The following is a 24,596-nucleotide window of genomic DNA, read 5'->3' as shown; positions in this document are numbered from 1 at the left end:
AGAAATTAAACAATAAAAAATATAAGCAGATAAACCTGCTTATATTTTTTTTAGCTCTTATTTAATTATGAAGTTAATTACTTTATTTTTCACAAAAATCGTTTTAACTAACTTCTTGTTTTCTAGATTTCTTTTTATTAGATCTTGATTCAAGAAGTAGTTGGCTACTTCTTGTTCATCACTATCAAGATCAAACTCATGAACTAATTTAAACTTACCATTAATACTGCATGAGATCGTTGTTGTGTTTTTAACTAAATAAGCTTCATCTCATTGAGCTAATCTCATCTTATATAGTAAGGTTGGGTTATTGAGTTTGCTATTTAGTTCTTCAGCTAAATAAGGAGCAAAGAATGATAAGACAATCAAGAAGTTAGTAATCATCTCTTTATTAACTTGGGTTTGCTTATAACACGCATTAATAAAGATCATCATCTCACTGACAACTAAGTTGAATTCGAAGTTTTCTAGGTGTTTGTTTATCTTCTTTAAGAAATTATGATAATCATAATTTAGGTTTTGATTAATTGAATCATTAATTTCCACTCGATCAAATAAGTTATAAACTCGTTCTAAAAACTTTCTAGTACCATTTAGTGCGTTTGAGTTCCAAGCTAGACTAGCATTAAGTGGACCCATAAACATCACATACGTTCTAATCGTATCAGCTCCATGAGATAAAACTAAATCATCTGGGTTAATAATATTCCCTTTTGATTTTGACATCTTGGTATTATCTTCACCCAAGATCATTCCTTGATTGATTAGTTGACTAAATGGTTCAGTTGAACTAACGATCTTGATATGATGCAAGAATTTATACCAAAATCTTGCATATAATAAGTGTAAGACCGCATGTTCTTGCCCACCGACATATAGATCAACTGGCATAAAGTGATCAAATAGTTCTTTAGCTTTTTCACTATTTAAAGCTAAATAGTTTTGATCACCATCAGCTTGATTTAGATCAGTTAACTTTAATAAGTAAGCTAAATAATACCAACAAGAACCAGCTCATTGGGGCATCGTGTTAATCTCACGACGGTATTTCTTCTGATCAATGATTGGATGCAACCATTGATCGTCTGCATTAGCTAGTGGTGGTAAACCATCTTTATTTGGTGAGAAATCACTTAACTGGGGTAATTCTACTGGTAGTTCACTATCTTTTAATAAGTAGATATTATCTTCTTCATCAAATAAAACTGGGAAAGGTTCACCCCAGTATCTTTGCCGTGAGAAGATCCAATCACGCAATTTGTAATTAATCTTCTGATCACCAAGATTATGTTCTCTTAAATAAGCGATTGTTTTTTGAATCGCTTGTTCATTATTTAACCCGTTATTAAATTCAGAGTTAATATGTTCACCATCTAATAGATAAGGATATTGATCAGCCTTAATCACAGGGATGATCTCTAGATCATATTGCTTGGCAAACTGATAATCCCTTTCATCATGAGCTGGTACACCCATCACTGCTCCAGTACCATAATCACTGAGGATGTAATCAGCCAAATAGATCGGGATCTTTTTCTTGGTAATTGGGTGGATAGCAAAATAATTAGTATTGATCCCTTGATATCTTACTCTTTGATCAATACTATTATCTTTAATAAATTGTTCGATCGCGTTATTTTTATCTGTGATTAGTTTTTGCTTAACTAAAGGATAATCAAAACTTAATGCAAGAAAACTAGCACCAAATAGCGTATCAGCTCGTGAACTAAATACTTCGATCGTTTGGTTGTCTAACTGATCGATTTCAAATTTAATACTAGCCCCTACTGATTTATTAATTCAATTAACTTGCATCGCCTTAATTGAATTAGGTCAGTTTAAGTTTTCTAAATCATCGATTAACTGATCAGCAAAAGCCGTAATCTTCAGCACTCACTGACGCATCTTTTTCTTAATTACGGGATAAGATCCTCGTTCAGAGATCTTATTCCCGTTTTCATCAGTTAGTACTTCTTCATTAGCTAAAACTGTTCCTAACTGTTCACACCAGTTAACTTCGATATCAGCTTGGTAAGCTAAATCGTGTTCATACAACTTTTTAAAGATCCATTGGGTTCATTTAAAGTAGTTTTTATTCGTTGTATCTACTTCTAGACGATAATCATAATTAAACCCAAGTCGTTTTAATTGCGTTCTGAAGTTATTAATATTTTCTTGGGTAAATTTAGCTGGATGGTTATTAGTTTGGATCGCATACTGTTCAGCTGGTAAACCAAAAGCGTCCCAACCAATGGGGTGTAAAACATTAAACCCTAAAGCGTTTTTCCATCTTGAGATCACATCAGTGGCCATGTAAGCTTTAACATGACCAACGTGTAAACCCTTTCCACTAGGATAGGGAAACATATCAAGGATGTAATATTTAGGTTTATTCTTATCAATCTGAAAAGAATAAATCTTCTGATCATTTCAGATCTTAGCTCATTTTTTTTCAATTAAATTATGGTTGTACATCGATTCAAATTAGTTATGAATTATCTGAACTCATCAGTTTTAAAAACTTAGAGATATCAGCATTATTACAAGCTGCTGTAATCAGATCGTTTTTTAAGATTACTGTATCAGCAGTAATCGGATAGATACTCTTGTATTCTCTTGTGATTGAGATGATGTTGGCTTTAGTTTTATTTCTTACATCAACATCAATTAGTTTTTTATTAACAACATCTTTTGAGCTAGCATACACCCTAACTAAAGAGATATCCTCATCAATCGAGATAATCTCACTGTTAATACTGTGTACTACTCGCATCGCTACATTTTCACCCACGATCTCTTCAGGGATCACAGCTTCTTTGACTCCAAAGGTTTTTAAGACCCGTTTGTGAACATCGTTTTTAGCTCTAGCAATAATATTTTTAACCTTAAGCTCTCTTAGGTTGGTGGCAATAATAATTGATTCTTCAATACTACTAACTGATAAGATCACCGTATCAAAGTTATTAATTGCCACATCTGCTAGCGACATAATATCAGTAGCATCTAAATGGATCGCAAAATCAAACCGTTTTGCTTCTAAATTAATCTTTTCTTTACTTTTATCAAGAATTAGTACTTTACAACCTAATTCTTTTAGTTTAGAGGCCACTTTGATCCCAAAGCGACCGATCCCAATTACGCAATAATCTGCCCGTTTCATAATCTAAATAATATTATAAATATTAATATAATAAAAATCGTAGATTACTTAATTTTTATATATAATAAGATATCTTAACAAAAACTATTGACAACCATTATCGTTAACATCTTAAGGAAATTAACTTGAACCTTTTTTAATAACTGTTATTAGTAACAATGAGCATTATGTTTAAAAGATCAGCTAATAAAAAGCTTAGAAAAAACAAGATTAAGAAACCAGTTAAGGTGACATTAGGATTGATGGGTTTTTTAGTGGTTGCTACGACTGTGCCGTTAGCTAATATCCCGCTATTTGGGTTGTATAATAATAAAAAGAATAACGACGAGACGCGCGAAAGAATTATTAAAGAGAAGTTGTTTTTAGCAGCTTCTAAAGAGAAGTTATTAAAAGATAACCCTCACGCGATCATCCCAAATATCGTTCAAGACTTCCATTCACCTAACCAGACTGATGGTGATAAGAATAATGGAATTGTTAAAACGGTTTATGACAATTACCCGTTTAAATTAGTTGAACGGTTAAAAAGTGCTAATATTGATCCAAGTGATTGGGTTAAGTTTAATGAATATATTTATAAAAATATGGATCGCGATCTATTTTTAGATCTACTAAACTCGTTCATGTCGTTTTATCCGATCTATCACCAATCATGGTTAAGTGAACTAACCCAAAGAATCTTATTATATAGGTACCAAAAGATTGGGATCACTAGTGGGTTTTTTAAACAGTACCATGCTGAGATCGATGGGGCTTATTATGTTGATAAAAATAATTTCGCCTTTAGTTCAGTAACTAAAGCTGATCTAATTGCGATACATAAACTGTTTGGTAATGTGCCTACTAAAGTAGGAATCACGATTCGAACAGCAGCTAACTCTCAACTGATCATTGATCCTAATACTAAAGGATTAGTACTAACTAATGCAAGTATCTTTTTAGAATCATCAGCTGGAGCACTTAGTCCTTATACAAGTATCTATGTGAAAACTAACTCACCAGATACTAAGAACTATTATGATTATCTAGGTGAAGAAATACCTGATCACAAGACCCAAGAGATTCCTAGTTTTCCAATTACATCAATCTTATATAGTATCATTAATGATAAACAACTAGAAAAGAATGATATTAAGCATTACTTTTATCAATGGGTGATACCTGTATTAATTAACTTCTTTAATGCTTCTTATTATGAACAACAGAATGTAATAAAAAAATAAAGCTGATATGGTGCCACAAAGATTAGTCCCAATTAATAATCGTTTACCTAAGATCTGGCAAGATAATAAGTTAGCCAAGATCAAAAAAGCAGATCATCTAAACTGGCAACAGTTTTTTTATCATAGTGCTAATAAGCAAGCTAAGCACTATTTAAGGCAAACGATCTTTAATTGGTTTTTTATTGTACCAATCTTTGGGTTTTTTTATTTCATTCTTAAGAGTGAGAAAGCTAATGAAAAATTAGTTTATAACAAACTAAAAAACCAATACCTGAAATCAGGTGGGGATAATTGGTTAATCTTTTTAATTCTTTATCTATCAGTTTGATTATCGTTTGTGATTTGGGTAACCTTATTAATCTTTTTAACTGATAACTTTTATCCGATTAGTGATCTAAATAACCAAAAAAGGTTTATCTCATTATTTATGGTCGGTAATTTTGGGATCTTCTTATTCTTTAGTTATCTGTATTTAATCTATTGGTATAGTTTTGTTTATCGAAAGTTTAAAGAAGTAGTCTTTAACACGATTAGAATTACCCGTAACCAGATTAACCCTTTTTCTTTCTTCTCTTTTGTGCTTCAATGTGATGATGGGGTTTATTTAAAAGAGTTAGAGAAGAAACAAAAGAAGTTAAAGAAAAAGAATGTTAGCAATAACCAGAGGTTATTAGCAGCTAGATCTAGGAGTTATTTTAGTTAGAAAAACTAGTTAGATCTTAAGAATGATTTCACCTTGACCAAGCTTTTATTAGGGTGTTGGTTGAGGTGATTTTTTGATTGTTAAGTTGGTTGAGTGGTTTGGGTTGGTGTATAGTTAGTTTAGGTTTATCAATTGTTATGTTTAGGTTGTGGGCTGGTTGTTTTATGATGGTGTTGAGTTAAAGGGTTGTTATTTTAGATGTTTTTTAAGGTTTAGTTAAGCTATAGATCTAGTTAAGGTTGTGGGTTTAGAAATGGTTAGGGTAGTAAAAAATGGGATAACTTATCGTTTTATTTTTATTTTTATTTTTAGGTTATGGGAACGGTTCTATTGTTCTTATATGATTTATTTAAAATTAACCAAGATAAGTAGTTGTAAGTACGATAAAAACAAGGTAAAACCTTTTGTTTTCGAAGAAGAAGAAGAAGTTCTTAGGAGTTCTATGGTCTGGGGTTGGTTTGATCAGCGAAAATAAACCCGATTTATTACTTACTGAACTTTATATATTCTTAATTGGTGAATTTTTTAATTTTTTAAAAATTTATCAGATCGACTTTAAGTGAAAAGAAAAAACATTTTAAAGTTTGTTAGTTTATTAGGTATTGGTTCATTTGTAATGTTGTCAGCTGCTAGTTGTACTTCAGCAACTACCCCAACTCCAAACCCTGAACCAAAGCCAAATCCAACACCTAACCCTGAACCAAAGCCAATGCCAAATCCTGGTGGTGGTGGTGAAAGTATGGACAATGCTGCTCAAGAATTAGCAGCTGCTAGAACTGCTTTAACTAGTTTGTTAGCTAGCAAGAACGCAAATGTTGAGATGTATTCTGATATGCCAAAATCAAAAACGACTTAACAGCTGCATACACAACTGCTGAACAAACTTCTCAAAATTCATCTGCTACACTAGAACAAGTAAAGAACGCTACATCAACTTTACAAACAGCTATTAATACAGCTAATAGCAATAAACAAAAATTTGATCAAGATCACAGCGAGTTACTAACATCTTACAAGAATTTAAAAACTGTAGTTGGTAAAAAAGATGCTGTTGTAATGGAGTTAAAAGATTCAAAATATAGCGCAATTTTAAATGAAATTAACTCTGCATCTTTAAAAGCTGAAAAGATCATAAAAGAAACATTAGATCCAATTAGTGGTGAGATTCCAACATCTAAGATGATTACAGATGGAACTGCTAATATCGAAAAAGTAATAAATAGCGAAACTCTTATGTCGCAAAAAGAGAACGCTGATCAGTTTGCTAATTTCAAAGCTTATACAATAGTTAAAGAAAAAATTATGGGAACTGATGATACTCATAATCAAGCACAACCAGCAAACTATAGTTTTGTAGGTTATAGCGTTGATGTAACTGGAACTACTACAGCTCCTGGTTCAGAAACAGCTCTTCCTAACTGAAACTATGCTCAGAGAACGATTTTCACAAGTGGTGATCAACCAACTAAGATTGATACTCCTGCAGCTTCAGACGAAACTCCAGCTCAACCTTTATCAAATGTTTCTTGAATTTATAGTTTAGCAGGTAATGGAGCTAAATATACGCTAGATTTCACCTACTATGGACCATCAACAGGTTATTTATATTTCCCTTATAAGTTAGTTAAAAATAGTGATAGTGTTGGTTTACAATATAAGTTAAATAATATTCCTACTGAAACAGCAATCACTTTTGGTAATATGCAAAATGCCAACGGTCCAACTGCAACAGTGGATAGTATTAATATAGCTAAAGTTACTTTATCTAATTTAAATTTTGGAGCAAACAAAATTGAATTCAGTGTTCCTGCAGAAAAAGTAGCTCCGATGATTGGTAATATGTATCTTACTTCATCAGCTGATGAAGCTAATAAACAAAAAATCGAAAATAGTATTTTTGGTAATAGTGTTACAACTGAAAATAATAGAACAATAATTTCAGTTGATGCTTTAAGTGGTTATAGTTTAGCTTCTGATTGATCAACATTTGTTGGAAGGTATACAGACCAACAATTAACCTTAGATGGAAAAATGATGCCTGATCAAAAATATTATCTAATCGGTTATGTTGGTGGTAATACTGGCGCTCGTAATGTTACTGGGATAACAGAAAAAACAAACGAGCAAAGATCTCCAGTAGCTAGTACTCCAAAAACAAGAACTTATACATTCTATGTAAATGCTCCAAAAGCAGGTGCTTATTATATTAAAGGAGTGTTCACTTCAGGGATTAGTAGAGATCTTAAATTCAGTACCGGAGATATGTTTTCTAATAATAATAATGTAACTGTAAAACAATTGTCTACAGGTAATTATTCTACTATTACATTAAGAACCTTTGATACCTCTGCAACAACAGGACCTACCCAAGTTACAACTGATCCTACTGGTAGAAAGACATTAACTCTAGTAGAAGGATTAAATAAGATAGTAGTTAGTGGAGCTACTGCAGATATGGGTAATGCTCCAAATTTTGGATATTTAGAATTCATTCTTAATGAAAGCCAACCTAAAACTACTAATGTTTCAAATCCATCTTAGTAATAGAAAATATATATAATCAAGCTGAGTTAGTTAAGTATTTTACATAAGTTATTTTGTTTGTCATTTAACATCAAAATCAATCGGGATTTTGATGTTTTTTTATTTTGAATTTTTTTAAAAAACATTTCTCTGAATTTGTTATAAAAATTAGTGAAACCTTTGATTTTCGAAGAAGAAGAAGAAGAAGAAGAAGAAGAAGTTCTTAGGAGTTATGGGGTTTGGGAATCCTGTGATCAGCGAAAATTAAGCCGATTTATTACTTATTGAACTTTATATATTCTTTAGACAATAATAGACGTGTTTAACGTAAGTTATTGGCTTAACTTTAAGTGAAAAGAAAAAACATTTTAAAGTTTGTTAGTTTATTAGGTATTGGTTCGTTTGTAATGTTGGCAGCTGCAAGCTGTACTACACCGGTCAACCCAACACCTAACCCAACACCAAATCCTCAACCAAAGCCAGATCCAATGCCAAATCCTGATGGTGGTATGATGGGTGGAAATACTAATCCAGGGAATGGTGGAGGAACGGACAATGCTGCTCAACAATTAGCAGACGCAAAAGCTGCTTTAACCACTTTATTAAATACCGAAAGTGAAAAAGTTGGTTTGTACTCTGACTATGCAAATATTCAAGATACTTTAGTAAAAGCTTACACTGCAGCTAAAGAAATTTCAGATAAATCTGATGCAACTTTACAAGAAGTAAATAATGCTAAAACAAAATTAGAAACTGCAATAACTAATGCTGCTAATTCAAAAACCAGTTTTGATGAAAAAAACCCTGAATTAATCAAAGCATATTATGCTTTAAAAGAAACATTAAAAAATGAAAAATCTAATTTAGATTCTGTAATGGCTGCTGAATTCGCAGCAATTAAAAACAATCTTGATAGTTTATATCAAACTGCTAAAACGCTTGTTGAAGGAACACTTCAGCCTAAGATGGGAAATAGCCCTCAAGTTGAAGTTGTAAATCAAGCTAATACTAATATTAGTAATGCTGTTTCAAAACTTGAAACCTGAAAAGCAAATGCTAATACTTTAGCTACAGGTTTTGTTAAAGAGGTTTTAGTTAAAAATAAATTAACAGGAATTGATACAACTAATAATCAAGAACAACCTGGAAATTACAGCTTTGTTGGTTATAGTGTTGACGTAACAACAGGTTCTAATAATGCTCGTCCTAACTGAAGTTTTGCTAAAAGAATAGTGTGAACTAATACAGGTGGTAATAATCTTCCTTTAGACAACGAATCTCAGAATTCAGTTCCTTTAACTGATGTATCATGGATCTATAGTTTAAGTGGTACAAATGCTAAATACACTTTAACATTTGATTATTATGGTGCTTCATCAAATGGTTATTTATATTTCCCTTATAAGTTAGTTAAAAAAGAGGATAAAGTTGCGCTTCAATATTCATTAAATGGAACTGCTCCTAAAGCTATTGAATTTAAGCCTGCAGCAACCAAAGAAATAACAACAACTCAATCAGGATCTTCAGATGCGAGTTCAGCATCTTCTCCTGGTTCTACAGGACAACAAAAGCAATCAGCTCCAGCAGCAGCACCTGCAGGACAACAATCACCAGAAGCTGCTTCTGAAACCAACCAACAAGGCTCTAGTTCTGCTGCTAAGACGATGTCTGAAACTACTACAATGAACGAAGCTCCAACAGTTGATAGTATTAATGTAGCTAAAATTACATTAACAGATTTAAAGCTTGGTCAAAACACAATTGAATTCAGTGTTCCAACAGGTGATTCTACTAAAGTAGCGCCAATGATTGGTAATATGTACCTTTCTTCAAATCCTAATAATTTTGATAAAGTGTACAACGATATCTTTGGTAACAGTGTAGCTGAAAACAATGCTGTAACAGTAGATCTATTAAAAGGTTATGGATTAGCAGCTAGTTATCGAGAATACATTCGTGCATTTACATATTTGAATAAAGAAACTCAAGTAAGTGAAAACGCTACTATGAAATCTCCAACCGTTTATTTAATTGGGTTAATTGGCGGTAATGAACCTCGCACAGATGCTGATAGTGTTCCAAAAAATATTACTACTCCTAACGAAACCGGTGATAAAAGAACATTTATCATTTATGTAAATGCACCAGAAGCTGGTAATTATTCTATTAGTGGCTCATATCTTACAAAAGATAATAGAGATTTAAGATTCTCAACAAGCGATAATAACGCTGTGGAAATAAATCTTAAAGGTAAAGGTGATTGAAACACATTGGCAACTTTTGATACTGCTAATAATACAAATATCACGAATGGCACTACTGGAAACACTGGTATGCAAACAGCTAATAAAACTTTTAGCCTAAATAAAGGTTTAAATAAAGTTATTATTAGAGGAACTAATAATAAGGACACTCCTTATATTGGAAACTTGGTATTTACATTAAGTACTAGTATGCCTGCTTCTAATTCTAATACGGCTAGTGAAGCAGAAACTAGTGGTAGTCCTTCATCTAATGGTGTTCAAGTTGCTGCTTAATCATAATTATGTTGGTTTAGAACAAAATGATAAAACTGAAAAGTAAGAAAGAAATACTTATATTTGAATAAGTCGCTAAGTTAGTTACATAAAATTATTAGCCCAGAATCGTTAAAGCGGTTCTGGTGTTTTTTTTGTTCTGTTTAAGCAAGCAATTTAGTTGTTGTATTCACTATATAAAATGGCTAAAAACCTTTAAACATCGAAGAAGAAGAAGAAGAAGAAGAAGAAGAAGAAGAAGAAGAAGAAGAAGAAGAAGAAGTTCTTAGAAGTTTTAAGTTTTCAGGCTGTTTTTATGGATGACAATTAAGCCGATTTATTACTTATTGAACTTTATATATTCTTTCTTGATGAATTTTTGTCTTTTAAAAATTTATCAGATTAACTTTAAGTGAAAAGAAAAAACATTTTAAAGTTTGTTAGTTTATTAGGTATTGGTTCGTTTGTAATGTTAGCAGCTGCTAGTTGTACTTCAGCAACTACACCAACTCCAAACCCAACACCTAATCCAAACCCTCCTAGTAATGGTGGTGGTATGATAGGTGGTATGAACGGTGGAAATACCAATCCAGGGAATGGTGGAGGAATGGATAATTCTGCTCAGCAATTAGCAGCTGCTAAAACAGAAGCTAAAGTTGTTATTGATGCTTCAGCAGAATTATCAGATTCAGTTAAAGAAGCATTAAAAAGACAAGTTGATGCAACTACAACAGGACCTGCAGCCAGAGATTTAAAAACTAAAGCAGAAGCTCTTGTTTCAGCTGTAAAAGCATTAAGCGGATCGGTTACTGCTGCTAAAACACTTCAAGCTGAAGAACAATACACAAATGTAAGCCAAGATCTTAAAACTACTTTAGAAGCAAAATTAACAGCAGCAACAGCATTACTAGAAGATGGAACAAAACTTAAAAATCTAGATGCTTCAAGCAATTTAGACACAACAAAAGCTACATTAGAATCTGCAAAATCAGCTCTAGATGCAGCAGTTAGCGCACTTATGCCAGAGCTTACTTTTGCTAAAACTAAAACAAACGCTGCAGCTAAAGTTACAGAACTTGAATCTCTTGTAAGCCCAGCTTTAAAAGCTGAACTACAAACACAAGTAGATGCTTTAACTAAAGATCATGCAACTGAAGCTACAACAATGTTAGCTAACCTAACATCGTTAAAAGAATCACTAGAATCTCTTCAAACTTTAGTATCAGATGGTCTAAAAATGCAAGTGGACTACCCACAAAAATACTATGACGCAGATAACAAAAGCGCATTTGACGATGCATTATTAAAAGCTTCATCAGTATTTCCAGCATTCCAATGAACAGCTAAATCAATTATGGTTCCTGCTCCAGAAGGAGACGCGCTTCCAAACCCTAGAGCTTGAACCAAAGATAGAGACAAATCAGAATTCAAACTACAAAACTTCGTAATGGCTCCAGCTCAAGCAGCTACTCCAACAACAACGCAAACTTCACCTAGCGTGACAGCATCAGCTATAGTTAAAGTTGCAACAGGAACAGAAGAAACTTCAACTATGCAAACTGCTCCTGCAGCACAAACTCCAACAGCTGATTTAGCATCAACAGTTTCTTATCTAAAAACCTTAGATACAAATCTTAAAACGCAAACTGCAGCACTAAATGGTGATACTACAACTAATAAGACAGCATACTACAAACTAGTTGAGGGTCGTACACTATATTGAGACGGGTTTATGCCTAAAATTGTAACTACAGCTCTACCTACTGCTGTTGCGACAATGAATAGAGAATATAATGAATCTCCAACTAGCGCGTATCCTTTTTGAAAAGTAAGAAACGCATTAATATTAACTACATGATTTAATCAAAACCAAGATAAACTAAGTCTTGTAGCAGAGCAGCTGACAAAAAAATTAGGTGAAGAAAAGTTCAAGAATATGACTTTATCAAATCCTACAATTTCTTGGGATGAATTAGTCATGAACCAAAGAACTATTCTCACACCAAAAGTAACTTTTACCTTAACTCCTAAAGAAGGCTATAAAAAAGCAAGTGATTCTTCTGAAACAGTTACACTAACTATTAGAAATATATATAAAGCAACAGATCCAAATACAAACTTATTTGCAACACAAGGAACTTCATTTTCAGCAGCGCCAGGAAGTCCAACTGAACCAAATAATGCAACAGTTATAAAAAATGTTAATGTGTATTTAAACTACACCGGGCCAAATATTGAGTTAGATGCAGAGCTCCCTCAAGTAGGATCTCAAAATAATACTTCAATTAACGGAACCTCAAATTTAGATGGTGACCTTAACACTAAATTCAAAGAATTATTAGTAAGAGATAACACTCAAACTTCATTATTACAAGCAATAATTAACTACGTTAACAAATTTGACCCTAAATTTAAAGCTCGACTTGTAACAGATAATGACGGAGTTGCTATAACTAAAGTTCATAACAACAAAGAACTTAGAATAGGAAATTTAAACGACAACAACGTATTCTTACAACAAGTTAATGGAGACTCAAGTGCAGTATATTTTGCAGTTAACGGTGTAACCAGGGAAGGTTGATTAAATACTTTCTTAATTAGAATTCCATTAACTAAATTTGTAAGACCTATACAAGATGTTAGATTAGGAGCAGCTTCAACAAGTGAAGCTCAATAAGGTTTTTAGTTTTTCAACTAATGCAGTTTGTGATAGTGTACCGCGACAATAAATCGATAATAAAATAAACGCCAAGTTAGTTAACAAAATATATATCAAACATCAGAGTTAAATTCTGATGTTTTTTTTACAAAAAAACAATCTTTTATTTTGGAATAAAATATTAAAACGTTCAAAAACCTTTATTTCTAGAAGAAGATAGAAGCTCTTATTGGTTTTGAAGTATAATCAACAGTTTTTACGCGAAAATAAGGTAACGAAGCTAATTTTGTGTAATTGGATTTTTTCGAACTTTTAGTTTTTATTAAGTAAGTTCGGAAATACATCCATTAACTCTTCATATATTCTATATCAATTTCTCACTCTATTACTTTTCTGATTTAGTTTTTTTATATCTTGGATTGTAACCAAAATGTACATATAGGTCTAATAACAGCTGATTTATGTTATTAAAAGACTTTTTAGCAGCTAGGAAACTCCCAATTACTGAATTATAATTTTCAACTATGTTGCTGGTATAAACTAATGTCCGTAAAGCTTTAGAAAAGCTAAAGAGTTTTTCTATGTTGTCCATCGCTCTTTCGACAACTTCAACTGCGCGCTTGTTCGAACCGCCTCACTTATTTTTTAAATATTCGAAGCTGTATTTTGCACTTTCTCAATTGTCTGCTCCATATATGTTTTTTAAGTCTCTTAAAAAATCGGACTTCATAGAATGAGATACATATTTTGCAGCATTTCTAATCATATGAACCGTGCAAGTAATATGCATTGCTTTTGGATAAACGTTTTCAATCGCTTCTTTCAAACCCTTTAAACCATCTGAAACAATAATACATGCTTCAGACAAGCCGCGTTCTTTCAAATTATCAAGAATGTTCATTCATTCTGTAGCAGATTCGGTGTTACTTACGTATAGTGCTATAAGCTCTTTTTGACCATCCGCATTGATTCCTACCACGACATAAAGCGTTTTATTTACGTACTTTGAGCGTCCGCCTTCTTCAGTTTTGATCTTAAAAACCTTACCGTCAATCATTATGATTGGGTAGTTGTTTTCTAGCGGTCTTTCGTGCCAATCGCGCATCTCATCTTGAACAGTTTGGATACAATTTGAGATTACGCTAGGACTTACTTTGAACCCATACATTGACGTTATTTGATCAGCGATTTGATTGTTTGACAAACGAGTAGAAGCTAAAGAAAGAACATCTAAGATAAACTTATCATGGATAATTCTTTGATATTTCGGGATAATTTGAGAGTCTTGATTTTCACCACGAATTCTTTTCATTTTTATGGGAATTTCTTCTTGACCTTACTTAACATTTCTAGTGTATGAGCCGTTTTGATACACGTTCTCATCATTGTCAGCATTTTCTCTCAATAACTCTAGTTTGCCAACATGTTCACCATCAACCAGAGCCTGTAAAACAGGCTTAGCAATATAATCAGTGATGTTTAATAGTTGTTTTCCACTACTAGGACCAAATTGTTTAACAAATCGACAATTAATTTTTGAATCTGTTTCATTTGTTCGTCTTTTGAATTTATTCTTGTTTACCGTTTATTAAATTATATTTACCTTTCTTTTTTAAATTTAATCGACAATTTTATACAAAATTAAATTAGGTGCATTGACTTCTTTCAATGCTTCAAAATAATCTAATTCGTTCCTTATAAATAAAAATTTGACATAAAAAAAACAATAATTCTTTTTTTAAATTGAATTATTGTAATCATAGTTTCTTGGTAAGCCTAATCTAAAGTTATTCCACCATCTATGAACGAACACCATTTCTAGATGTTGATGATACGTATCTAAAAGTCACATTACCAAATGACGGGGCATGATTACCATTAGAACCACCATTAACCACAATCTTATTAATACCTTTTGTTAAGCGCAATGTTGAATGAGAAAATGTTAAAGTAGAATCACTAACACTTTGTCTAGCATCTCCGTCGCCATTTGCTTGACTAGTATCAAACTGTCTTAAAGCACCATTTTTTCGTCTTCATGGATTTTTTTGTCTTGATGATAATAAGTTGTTTATATTTATCAGATTATTATCTCTCGTTTGATTATTTACTGAAAAACTTAAATTTCTCGTACTTGATGTATAGTATGGAGCGCTTAGAGAATAATCACCGGTTTGAGGTGCATTAACATAAAAGATAAATGTTCTATTAGCACGTGTTGAACTTGGTGCTTTTTGCGGATTAATTCCATTATTATATCAACTATTACTATTGTTGTTAGATAAACCTCTAACAGTTGAACCACCGACAAAATCAATTAAAAATTGTTTAGTTGTTTGCGAATTACTGATATTTGCTAAATTACTAGTATATGGAACTATGAAGGTCGAATAATCAGATGCAAGATTATAACCAGTTGCAAAGTTAACTATAATACTATTACTTTCTTGCGCAGATTGATTACCAAAGATATCATTGTACACTTTATCTTTATTATTAGCCGATCCACTAATGTACATATTACCAATCATTGGAGCTACTTTAGTTGAATCATTAGCTGGTAAACTAAATTCAATAGTGTTAGAACCGTATCTCAAATTAGTTAACATAACAGTGGCTACATCGATGTTGCTAACTGTCGGGGTTGGATTTACCATACTTGTAGAAGCTGGTGTTTCTGTAGAAGCTTCACTTGAAGAAGCTTGTCTGGTCATTCTACCACTTGCAGAAGCAGATCCATTATTGCTAGTTCCAGAGCCAGCAGCTCCAGCACCCGTCTGTGCTGGATTAGTTGTTGGACCACTAAAATCAATACTTATTGGATCAGAGTTGTTTAACTTATATTGCAATGCAACACTATCACCAGATTTAACTAACTTATATGGGAAATATAAATAGCCTGTAGTTATTGGTCCATAGTAGTTAAAAGTAAATGAATATTTAGCGTCAGAACCAAATAATCCATAAATTCAAGAAACATCAGTTAAACCATCTTGGTTTGATAATAATGTTGTATTATCTTGCCAAAACATCCTTCTATAATAACTATAATTAAGAACTGATTTGGTGCTTATTGTATTAGATTTTGGTTGAGTTAGCTCTCCAGTGCCAAGATCTACACTATATCCACCAAATCCGTAGTTCCAAGGTTGGGGATTGTTTCTTGTAGCATCAACTCCGCTTAAACCTTGTTTATTTAATGCAAACTTTTCGAATCTATTAACTAAATTATCTACCTTATTTATTTGTGTTGTGATAAGTTCTTGTCTTGCTGATGATAAAATTTTATTATTTAATGATTGAAGGTTTTCTAAAATCGGTGCGTCAGCATCATTCACAGGAACTAAGGTATTATTAATAATTACTTGTGCTTGACTAAATAAATTAGTTACATGAGCTTTTATCAAACTATAGTTTGCATCTTGTAATCGATCTAAAATATCTTGTTGATAACTTAAAGATGTTTTTATTGCATTGTATCTTTGCACTAGATTTGGATGTTTATTATCAAAATCTTGCTTCTCATTTTTAGCCGAATTAATCGCTGCTTGCAAATCCCTAATTGCATTTTTCAACTCATCTACAGATGCAGATGAGTTATTGCTAACATTATTGGCTAAAGTATATGCGCTAGATAATGAATTTTTTATCTTGGCATAATCATCAAATGATTCAGTGGTTGCTGATTGGTTGGTAATTAAATTTCTTAAAATAGTCTTAGCAGATTGTAAATCTGTTATTTGATTAGTGTCAATATTGATATTATTGTCATCTTTATTTGGTAATTTATTAGATTGTAAATCTGTTATTTGATTAGTGTCAATATTGATATTATTGTCATCTTTATTTGGTAATTTATTAGAAGGGTCATCCGGCTTTTTAATTGCCTTTATGCTTTTTGATACGACTAAAGAACAACTAGTCACCCCTAAACTCATAATTGAACCTAGACCTAGCAAACTAGCAATTCTTATATATTTCATCGTTTTCATATTTTTCGTTAACTTAAATATTATATATAAACCTAATTATTAAAATAAAAATGAAATATTAAAATTAATTAAATTTATATTCAGATAATCGGTTATTTGTCTATCTAGCTTAAAATAATATATTTATTTTTAAAATGATCTTTCTTATTTTGGATACTGAATTGCCTATTTGAAGATAAAAACTATTTAATAGCTAGTTTTAGATATCTTATATTAGTATTAATTAACTTTGTAACGGCTGAGAAGATGGCGAAGTTGGAGATTCGGTAGCTGAATTTTGGTTAGGTTGTGGATTGACAAATGTAAAACATGATAATTGAACTACTTTAGGCTTCTTTGATACATCAAAAACAACTACTCAGGTTAGTGGAGCTGATAATATGATGAAGAAAACATTAACCTTAAATAAAGGTTTAAATAAAATTATTGTTGTTAGTGGAACTACTAATAATGGTGATGCACCATTTGTTGGTAATTTAACCTTCACTTTAAACAATGTTCAAACAACAAGCAATACCTCTGAAAGTAACGATAATACAGCCCCAGCAGCATAATAACCAATCAGAATATCCAAAAATTTGAATAAAGCACCAAGTTAGTTACATAAAATTATTAAACGACTAGATTATTAAAATGATCTTGTTGTTTTTTTATGTTTCAAATTGCAATGAATTTAATTGTGGATTAACTAAAAAAAAATATAAAAACCTTTTGTTTTCGAAGAAGAAGAAGAAGAAGAAGAAGAAGAAGAAGAAGAAGAAGAAGAAGAAGAAGAAGTTCTTAGGAGTTCTGGAGTTTTGGGCTGGTTTGATCGGCGAAAATTAAGCCGATTTATTACTTATTGAACTTTATATATTCTTTCTTGATGAACTTGTTCGTTTTACAAATTCGTCAATTCGACTTTAAGTGAAAAGAAAAAACATTTTAAAGTTTGTTAGTTTATTAGGTATTGGTTCATTTGTGATGTTGGCAGCTGCTAGTTGTACTTCAGCAACTACACCAACTCCAAACCCTGAACCAAAGCCAAACCCTGAACCAAAACCAGATCCAATGCCAAATCCTGGTGGTGGTATGAATGGTGGAAATACTAATCGAGGGAATGGTGGTGGTATGATGGGCGACAATCCTAATCCTGGGAACACCACACCAGAACAACAATTAGCAGCTGCTAGAAAAACGCTAACCGATCTACTTGGTACAGAAAATACCAACGTTGCCTTGTATGCTGATTATGCCAAAATTCAAAGTACTTTAAGCACTGCTTATATGACAGCTAAAACTGCATCAGAAAATACAAGTGCAACTTTAGATAATTTAAGATCTGCATCAACTACACTACAAGCAGCTATTGATAAAGCTGCTAGTGATAAACGTGCATTTGATAGTGCTAATCAACCTTTAGTAGCTGCATATAATAACTTAAAAACTACACTACAATCTAAAACAACTAGTTTAGAAGGATTATCTGAAAATAAATATAGTAGTATTAAAAACCACGTAAGCGAATTGTTTGATGCAGGTAGTGCAATAACAACTAGAACATTAGATCCTACTATGGGAACTGTTCCTGAAGTTCTGTCTGTTACTAAAGCAAACGAAGATATAACGACTGCTGTTTCAAAACTTACGGAATGAAAAACTAATGCAGATAAGTTTAACAATTTTGAAAAAAAATCTCTTTTAAGAGCAAATTTCTCTTCAGAAAACAGCCAAACACAACCTGGAAACTGAAGTTTTGTAGGTTATAGCAATAATTTAAATACTGGTTCTAGTAATCAAACAAATTTAGCCAACTGAAACTTTGCGCAGAGACAAGTTTGGTCAGCTAGAGCTGATGGTTCTACTGATTTAGTACAAAACCCTACTGAATCAACAGACGTAGCATGAATTTATAATCTAGCTGGTGAAGGAGCTAAATATACGCTTCATTTCACTTATTATGGTCCATCAACAGCTAATTTATATTTTCCTTATAAATTAGTTAATGAAAATGATAATGTCGGACTTCAATATATCTTAAATGAAGAAAGTCCAAAGGAAATTAATTTCAGACCAACTACAAGAGCAACTGAAAATGTTAGTTCAAATGACGCTCGAACTGAAAGTGTTGGTAATGCTGGAAATACAGCATCATCTGAAATTTTAGTAGCTGATGAAGTTCCATCTGCTAATAACGAAATGAATCCTACTCCAACAGTTAGAGATATTAACGTTGCTAAAATTACTTTATCTAATTTAAAGTTCGGTGAAAACAGAATTGAATTCAGTGTTCCAAGAATTGCAGGAGAACAAAGTCCTAAAGTAGCACCTATGATTGGTAATATGTATCTTACCTCAAATCTTTCTAGTAAAGAAAATATTTATGATGATATTTTTGGAAATATCAAAACAATTAACCAAACCTCATCAAGCGTTACAGTTAATCTATTAAAAGGTTATAGTTTAGCTTCTAGTTTTGCAGTATACGTTGGTCAATTTACTAGTTTAACAAATGCTGGTGCTCAAGCTACAGATTCGCAAGTAAACACACCTAATTATTTAATTGGATTCATTGGTGGCAGTTACCCTCGTAATGTTAATAATGTAAGAAGTCAAACCAGAAGGCCTTTAACAACTGGTTCTAACCGAACACTTACTATTTATGTTAATGCTCCACAAAGTGGTGAATATAATATTAGTGGTTCATATATTTCAGGCGCAACACAGCCAAGAGGTTTAAAATTTTCAACAGGTGACATGGTTCAAAATGTTGTTACAGTAACAAATCTAAAACAAGATAATTGAACTACTCTAGGCTTCTTTGATACATCAAAAACAACTACTCAGGTTGATGGTGCAAATAATATGATGAAGAAAACATTAACCTTAAATAAAGGTTTAAATAAAATTATTGTTGCTAGTGGAACTACTAATAGTGGTGATGCACCATTTGTTGGTAACTTAACATTTACTCTGAATAATTCTTCAACAAATGCAAGTCAAGATAGCTCTAGTACTTAAGCCCAAATAATTAAAGTTGTTAAATCAACATTGGAAGCTAAGTTAGTTAAATAAAATTATTAGTCCAGAACCGATGAACGGTTCTGGTTTTCTGTTCAGTAAGTTAAGAGTTATAAGTTGTGATGGTTTTAACTATAAAAACTCACAAAACCTTTTGTTTTCGAAGAAGAAGAAGAAGAAGAAGAAGTTCTTAGAAGTTTAGGGGTATGGGGTTGGGCAAGTGAGCGAAAATAAACCCGATTTATTACTTACTGAACTTTATATATTCTTACATTGTGAATTTTTAATTTTTTAAGAATTCATCAGATCAACTTTAAGTGAAAAGAAAAAACATTTTAAAGTTTGTTAGTTTATTAGGTATTGGTTCATTTGTAATGTTGGCAGCTGCAAGCTGTACTACATCGGTCAACCCAACACCTAACCCAACACCTGAACTAAAACCAGATCCAATGCCAAACCCTCCTAGTGGTGGTATGAATGGTGGAGATACTAATCCAGGGAATGGCGGAGGAATGGATAATTCTGCTCAGCAATTAGCAGCTGCTAGAACTGCTTTAACTAGTTTGTTAGCTAGCAAGAACGCAAATGTTGAGATGTATTCTGATTATGCCAAAATCAAAAATGACTTAACAGCTGCATACACAACTGCTAAATCTACATCAGATAATACAAGCGCCACTTTAGAGCAAGTTAAAAGTGCTACATCAACTTTACAAACAGCTATTGATGCAGCAGCTAGTGAAAAGAAAACTTTTGATGCATCGAATCCTGAATTAATTAAGTTTTACAACAATCTAAAAACAGAATTACAGAGTAAAACTACTAATTTAGAATCTCTAAATGATCCTCAGTATAGTGGTATAAAAGACAACCTAAATTCTTTATATAATTCAGCTAGTGAAATTGTAAATAAAACATTAATACCTGCTACTGGAAATGATCTTATGAGAACAGATGTAGAAAAGGTTAATACTGAATTGATGGGTGCTGTTAGTTCATTAGCTGCTAGAAAAACTAGCGCAGAAAATCTTTTTTCCGCTTTTGATAAAAATGTACTGGTTAAAACAAATTTAACAGCAGGAAACGATTCACAAGTTGCTAACGATCAACCAGGTAATTACAGTTTTGTTGCTTTTAGTGTTAACGCGGTAACTGCTAGTGACAATCTTCCTAATTGAAACTTTGCACAAAGAAGAGTTTGAGATTCAGCTACAGCTCCATTAGCAACAACCACAACTGAAAATGGGGCTCAGCCAGAACCAGCTCTTACAGATGTTTCATGAATTTATAATTTAACAGGTACGGGAGCTAAATACAGTTTCACTTTTAATTACTTTGGCCCTAGAACTGGTTATTTATACTTTCCTTATAAATTAGTTAACAGCAGTCAAAGCGATAAAGTTGGTCTTCAATATAAATTAAACGAAGGCAGTGTCCAAGCAATTACCTTTGCGCCAACTACTCCTGCTAGCGCAGTTTCTGAACCTACTCACACTCCAACAGAAATGGCTTCTTCTAATGAAATGTCAGTCGCTAATAATGATATGGCTGTTGTTAAAGAAGCAAATCCAACTCCAACAGTAAATGATATTAAAGTTGCTAAAGTTTCTTTATCTAATTTAAATTTTGGAGAAAATACGATTGAATTCAGTGTTCCTAGCGGGGATGGTATTGTAGCTCCAATGATCGGTAATATGTACTTGACTTCTAATCCAGCAAATACTGACAAGATCTATAATAGTATTTTTGGTAACAGTATAGCTGATAATAATACTATAACAGTTGATCTATTAAAGGGTTATAGTCTTTCAACAAGTTATTCTATATATATTCGCCGGTTTACTGGTTTACAAGAAGCTCATACAACAGACCCTGTTTATTTAGTTGGTTGAATTGGCGGTAATGGTGCTCGAAAGAACGATCCGTCTATTCAAAATGTGAATAGCTTCCCTGTGGTTAATAATCAAGATAGAGTCTTTACAATTTATGTAAATGCTCCAACAGCAGGTGAGTATAACATAAGTGGTTCATATATATCTACAACGTCTGCTCGTTCATTGAACTTCTTAAGAAGCAATGGAACGTCAAATAACTCTGTTACAATCTCAGTTACAGCAAAAACTGATTGAACAACATTAGGAACTTTTGACACAGCCTCTAATACTACGACTACAACTAGTAGACCAACAAATTCTAAGAAAACCCTAAATTTACAAAAAGGATTAAACAAAATTGTTATTAGTGGAGTTGCAAATGGCAACACTCCATATATTGGTAATTTAACATTTACTTTAAACACAACAACACAAGAAAATGCAGAACATAGCACAAGTGAAGCTCCAGCTTCTTCTCAACCTAAACAATAAATCACTTATCTCTGAATAAGTCGCTAAGTTAGTTAAATAAAATTATTAGCACCAGAACGACGAACGGTTCTGGTTTTTTATTAATTAAAAGATGCAAATGTAGATCTGGTTTAGATATAAATATTTACAGAATTCTTTTATTTTCGAAGAAGAAGAAGAAGAAGAAGAAGAAGAAGTTCTTAGAAGTTTAGGAGTGTCGGGTTGAGCTAGTGAGCGAAAATAAACCCGATTTATTACTTACTGAACTTTATATATTCTTTAGGCAATAATAGACGTGGTGAACGTAAGTTATTGGCTTAACTTTAAGTGAAGAGAAAAAACATTTTAAAGTTTGTTAGTTTATTAGGTATTGGTTCATTTGTAATGTTAGCAGCTGCTAGTTGTACTTCAACAGCTACACCAACTCCTAACCCTGAACCAAAGCCTAATCCAAAGCCTGAACCAAAACCAGATCCAATGCCAAACCCTCCTAGTGGTGGTATGAATGGCGGAGATACTAATCCAGGTGGTGGACAAAATATGATGGATGCTGCAGCTCAAGAATTAACTGCTGCTAAAAAAGTTTTAAGTGATTTAATTGGTGAAGAATCTAAGACTGTTGAATTATATGCAGACTATGCAAAAATTAAAGCTGACTTGACTTCTGCGTACACAGTTGCTAAAACGACTTCAGATAGTTTAACATCAACTTTAGATCAAGTTAAAACAGCAACATCAACATTAGATAATGCAATTAAAACAGCTTCGACTGATAAAAAAACCTTTGATGATCAAAATTCTGATTTAGTTACTGCATACAAAGAGTTGAAGAGCAATGTAAATAACAAAGATAATAATCTAATGGGATTAGATTCAACTCAATATAGTGCAATTAGAACTAATCTAGAAGGTTACTATACTATAGGAGCTGATGTTGTTAAAAAGACATTAGTACCAGTTGAAGGTATGAGCCCCACTAAGGATGAAGTAACTAACTTGAATACAAATATTAATGCTTCTGTCGCCGATCTAGGTTCTAGAAAAGAAAATGCTGATATGTACTTCAATAAATTTGGCAAAAAAGTATTAGTAAAAAGCGGCGTAGTTGCACCAAAACCTATGATGGCTGATGGAGTACAAACGGAGCATGAAACTCCTACAGATAATTCGCAGCCAGTAAACTATAGCTTTGTAGGTTATAGTGTTGATGTTAACGGCTCAGGCTCAACACTGCCTGCATGAGACTACGTTAAGAGAACTGTATTTAATATTAATGGCACCCTAGTTGATAATCAAAATGGTGATGCCAATACGGCTCCGTTAACTGATGTATCATGAATATATAGTTTAAATAATGGCAGTAAATATACTGTATCATTCACTTACTACGGACCTACAACTGCTTATTTATACTTTCCTTATAAGTTAGTTCAAAGCTCTCAAAGTACGACTGTTGGTTTAAATTATTCATTAAACGGCACAGAAGCGAAATCTGTAGAATTTACAGCTCAAACAACAATGAATCCTGAAGAAATGGATTCTCCTGCTGGTACAACGCAAACAACTCCAGAAACGACAACTCCTGCAACAACAGCTAATCTTACACCAACAGTTGATACTATTAATGTAGCTAAAGCGATCTTAACCAATCTTAAGTTTGGTGAAAACACAATTGATTTCACTGTTCCAGCTCAAAAAGTAGCTCCTATGTTTGGTAACTTTTACATTACTGCATCAGAAGATAATCTTGATAAAGTTAATGATGACATTTTTGGCAACAAAACTACTAAATCAGAAGAATCAACTTCTGTAACTGTTGACCTGTTAAAAGGTTACAATCTAGCTGCTGACTATTCAACATTCTTTGCTAAATACACTGGTGCGACTTTAGACGGTGAGAATGCTGGTGATTACTATTTAGTTGGTTTCATTGGAAGTAGTAATAAAAGAACTTATAGTGGTACAGGAACACAGATGAATACACCTCTAAATATTGGTGATAAAAGAAATCTTATAATTTATGTAAATGCTCCTACAGAAGGTAAATATTATGTGAGTGGAATTTACACAACTGGTTCGAATAGAGCATTAAGATTATGAGCTAATAATGAAAATAACTTTATGCAATTTGTTAACTTAAATTCTGGACCTGGAAATACACTAAAAACATTTACTACAAATATGACAGATTCAAGAATAACAAATCAAACTATATCTTTAAATAAAGGTTTAAATAAAGTTGTTATTAGAAGCACAAATGGCGGTAAAGCTCCGAATCTAGGTAACTTGACATTTACATTGATGAAACCTGCAACTCCAAGTGCTTAATAAGAAAATAAAAATTATCAACAAACGCTAAGTTAGTTAAATAAAATTATTAAAGTTAAAACATCAGTAACCTAAAATACTGATGTTTTTATTTTTTATTAAAATAAAAAACGGTTAAAATCCTTTATTTCTAGAAGAAGAAAAAAA

At 32.4% G+C, this 24,596-nt stretch carries 11 protein-coding genes and 3 pseudogenes; 10 read left to right on the top strand and 4 right to left on the bottom strand.

What is annotated here, in order from left to right; genetic code table 4:
- Window positions 1-57: 57 nt before the first annotated feature.
- Window positions 58-2,475, bottom strand: a complete 2,418-nt coding sequence (leuS, locus tag D2833_RS02440) for a leucine--tRNA ligase (RefSeq protein ID WP_117274043.1) — start codon at window positions 2,473-2,475, stop codon at window positions 58-60.
- A 13-nt stretch (window positions 2,476-2,488) separates the two neighbouring features.
- Window positions 2,489-3,160, bottom strand: a complete 672-nt coding sequence (locus D2833_RS02435; RefSeq protein ID WP_011113682.1) for a potassium channel family protein — start codon at window positions 3,158-3,160, stop codon at window positions 2,489-2,491.
- A gap of 158 nt (window positions 3,161-3,318) precedes the next feature.
- Here D2833_RS02435 and D2833_RS02430 point away from each other — a divergent pair, with 158 nt between their 5' ends.
- From D2833_RS02430 to D2833_RS02410, 6 genes and pseudogenes are all read left to right on the top strand, one after another.
- Window positions 3,319-4,383, top strand: a complete 1,065-nt coding sequence (locus D2833_RS02430; RefSeq protein ID WP_011113681.1) for a hypothetical protein — start codon at window positions 3,319-3,321, stop codon at window positions 4,381-4,383.
- Window positions 4,384-4,390: 7 nt separating this feature from the next.
- A complete protein-coding gene (locus D2833_RS02425) occupies window positions 4,391-5,086 on the top strand; it encodes a hypothetical protein (RefSeq protein ID WP_011113680.1) in 696 nt (231 codons plus the stop codon).
- Window positions 5,087-5,645: 559 nt separating this feature from the next.
- A pseudogene (locus tag D2833_RS02420) lies at window positions 5,646-7,627 on the top strand (hypothetical protein).
- Between the two features lie 153 nt (window positions 7,628-7,780).
- On the top strand, window positions 7,781-7,915 hold the full coding sequence (locus D2833_RS04355) for a hypothetical protein (RefSeq protein ID WP_265736593.1): 135 nt from the start codon (window positions 7,781-7,783) through the stop codon (window positions 7,913-7,915).
- Window positions 7,916-7,959: 44 nt separating this feature from the next.
- The gene (locus D2833_RS02415; RefSeq protein ID WP_027333299.1) at window positions 7,960-10,146 is read left to right on the top strand and encodes an FIVAR domain-containing protein; all 2,187 of its coding nucleotides are present in this window, start codon (window positions 7,960-7,962) and stop codon (window positions 10,144-10,146) included.
- A 391-nt stretch (window positions 10,147-10,537) separates the two neighbouring features.
- Window positions 10,538-12,802 carry a GA module-containing protein gene (locus tag D2833_RS02410; RefSeq protein ID WP_117274041.1) on the top strand — a complete coding sequence of 755 codons (2,265 nt, stop codon included), beginning with the start codon at window positions 10,538-10,540 and terminating at the stop codon, window positions 12,800-12,802.
- A 294-nt stretch (window positions 12,803-13,096) separates the two neighbouring features.
- On the opposite strand, the pseudogene D2833_RS02405 reads toward D2833_RS02410, so the two are convergent.
- Both D2833_RS02405 and D2833_RS02395 read right to left on the bottom strand, forming a co-directional pair.
- Window positions 13,097-14,356 (bottom strand): annotated as a pseudogene (locus tag D2833_RS02405) (IS256 family transposase).
- A gap of 227 nt (window positions 14,357-14,583) precedes the next feature.
- Window positions 14,584-16,767 carry a hypothetical protein gene (locus tag D2833_RS02395; RefSeq protein WP_231992395.1) on the bottom strand — a complete coding sequence of 728 codons (2,184 nt, stop codon included), beginning with the start codon at window positions 16,765-16,767 and terminating at the stop codon, window positions 14,584-14,586.
- Window positions 16,768-17,069: 302 nt separating this feature from the next.
- Between D2833_RS02395 and D2833_RS02390 the strand changes: the two are divergent.
- From D2833_RS02390 to D2833_RS02370, 4 genes and pseudogenes are all read left to right on the top strand, one after another.
- Window positions 17,070-17,330, top strand: a pseudogene (locus tag D2833_RS02390) (hypothetical protein); the annotation flags it as partial.
- 352 nt (window positions 17,331-17,682) lie between these two features.
- Entirely contained in the window at window positions 17,683-19,776 is a 2,094-nt protein-coding gene (locus D2833_RS02380; protein WP_027333183.1) for an FIVAR domain-containing protein, read from the top strand.
- A 317-nt stretch (window positions 19,777-20,093) separates the two neighbouring features.
- On the top strand, window positions 20,094-22,142 hold the full coding sequence (locus D2833_RS02375; RefSeq protein ID WP_011113671.1) for an FIVAR domain-containing protein: 2,049 nt from the start codon (window positions 20,094-20,096) through the stop codon (window positions 22,140-22,142).
- A gap of 306 nt (window positions 22,143-22,448) precedes the next feature.
- A complete protein-coding gene (locus tag D2833_RS02370; RefSeq protein ID WP_027333182.1) occupies window positions 22,449-24,449 on the top strand; it encodes an FIVAR domain-containing protein in 2,001 nt (666 codons plus the stop codon).
- Window positions 24,450-24,596 lie beyond the last annotated feature (147 nt).

Origin of the sequence: Mycoplasmoides gallisepticum, from assembly GCF_900476085.1 — a bacterium.
GTDB lineage: Bacteria > Bacillota_I > Bacilli_A > Mycoplasmatales > Mycoplasmoidaceae > Mycoplasmoides > Mycoplasmoides gallisepticum.
The sequence above is the reverse complement of the archived record's forward strand: the minus strand, read 5'-3'. Positions and strand labels throughout refer to the sequence as shown.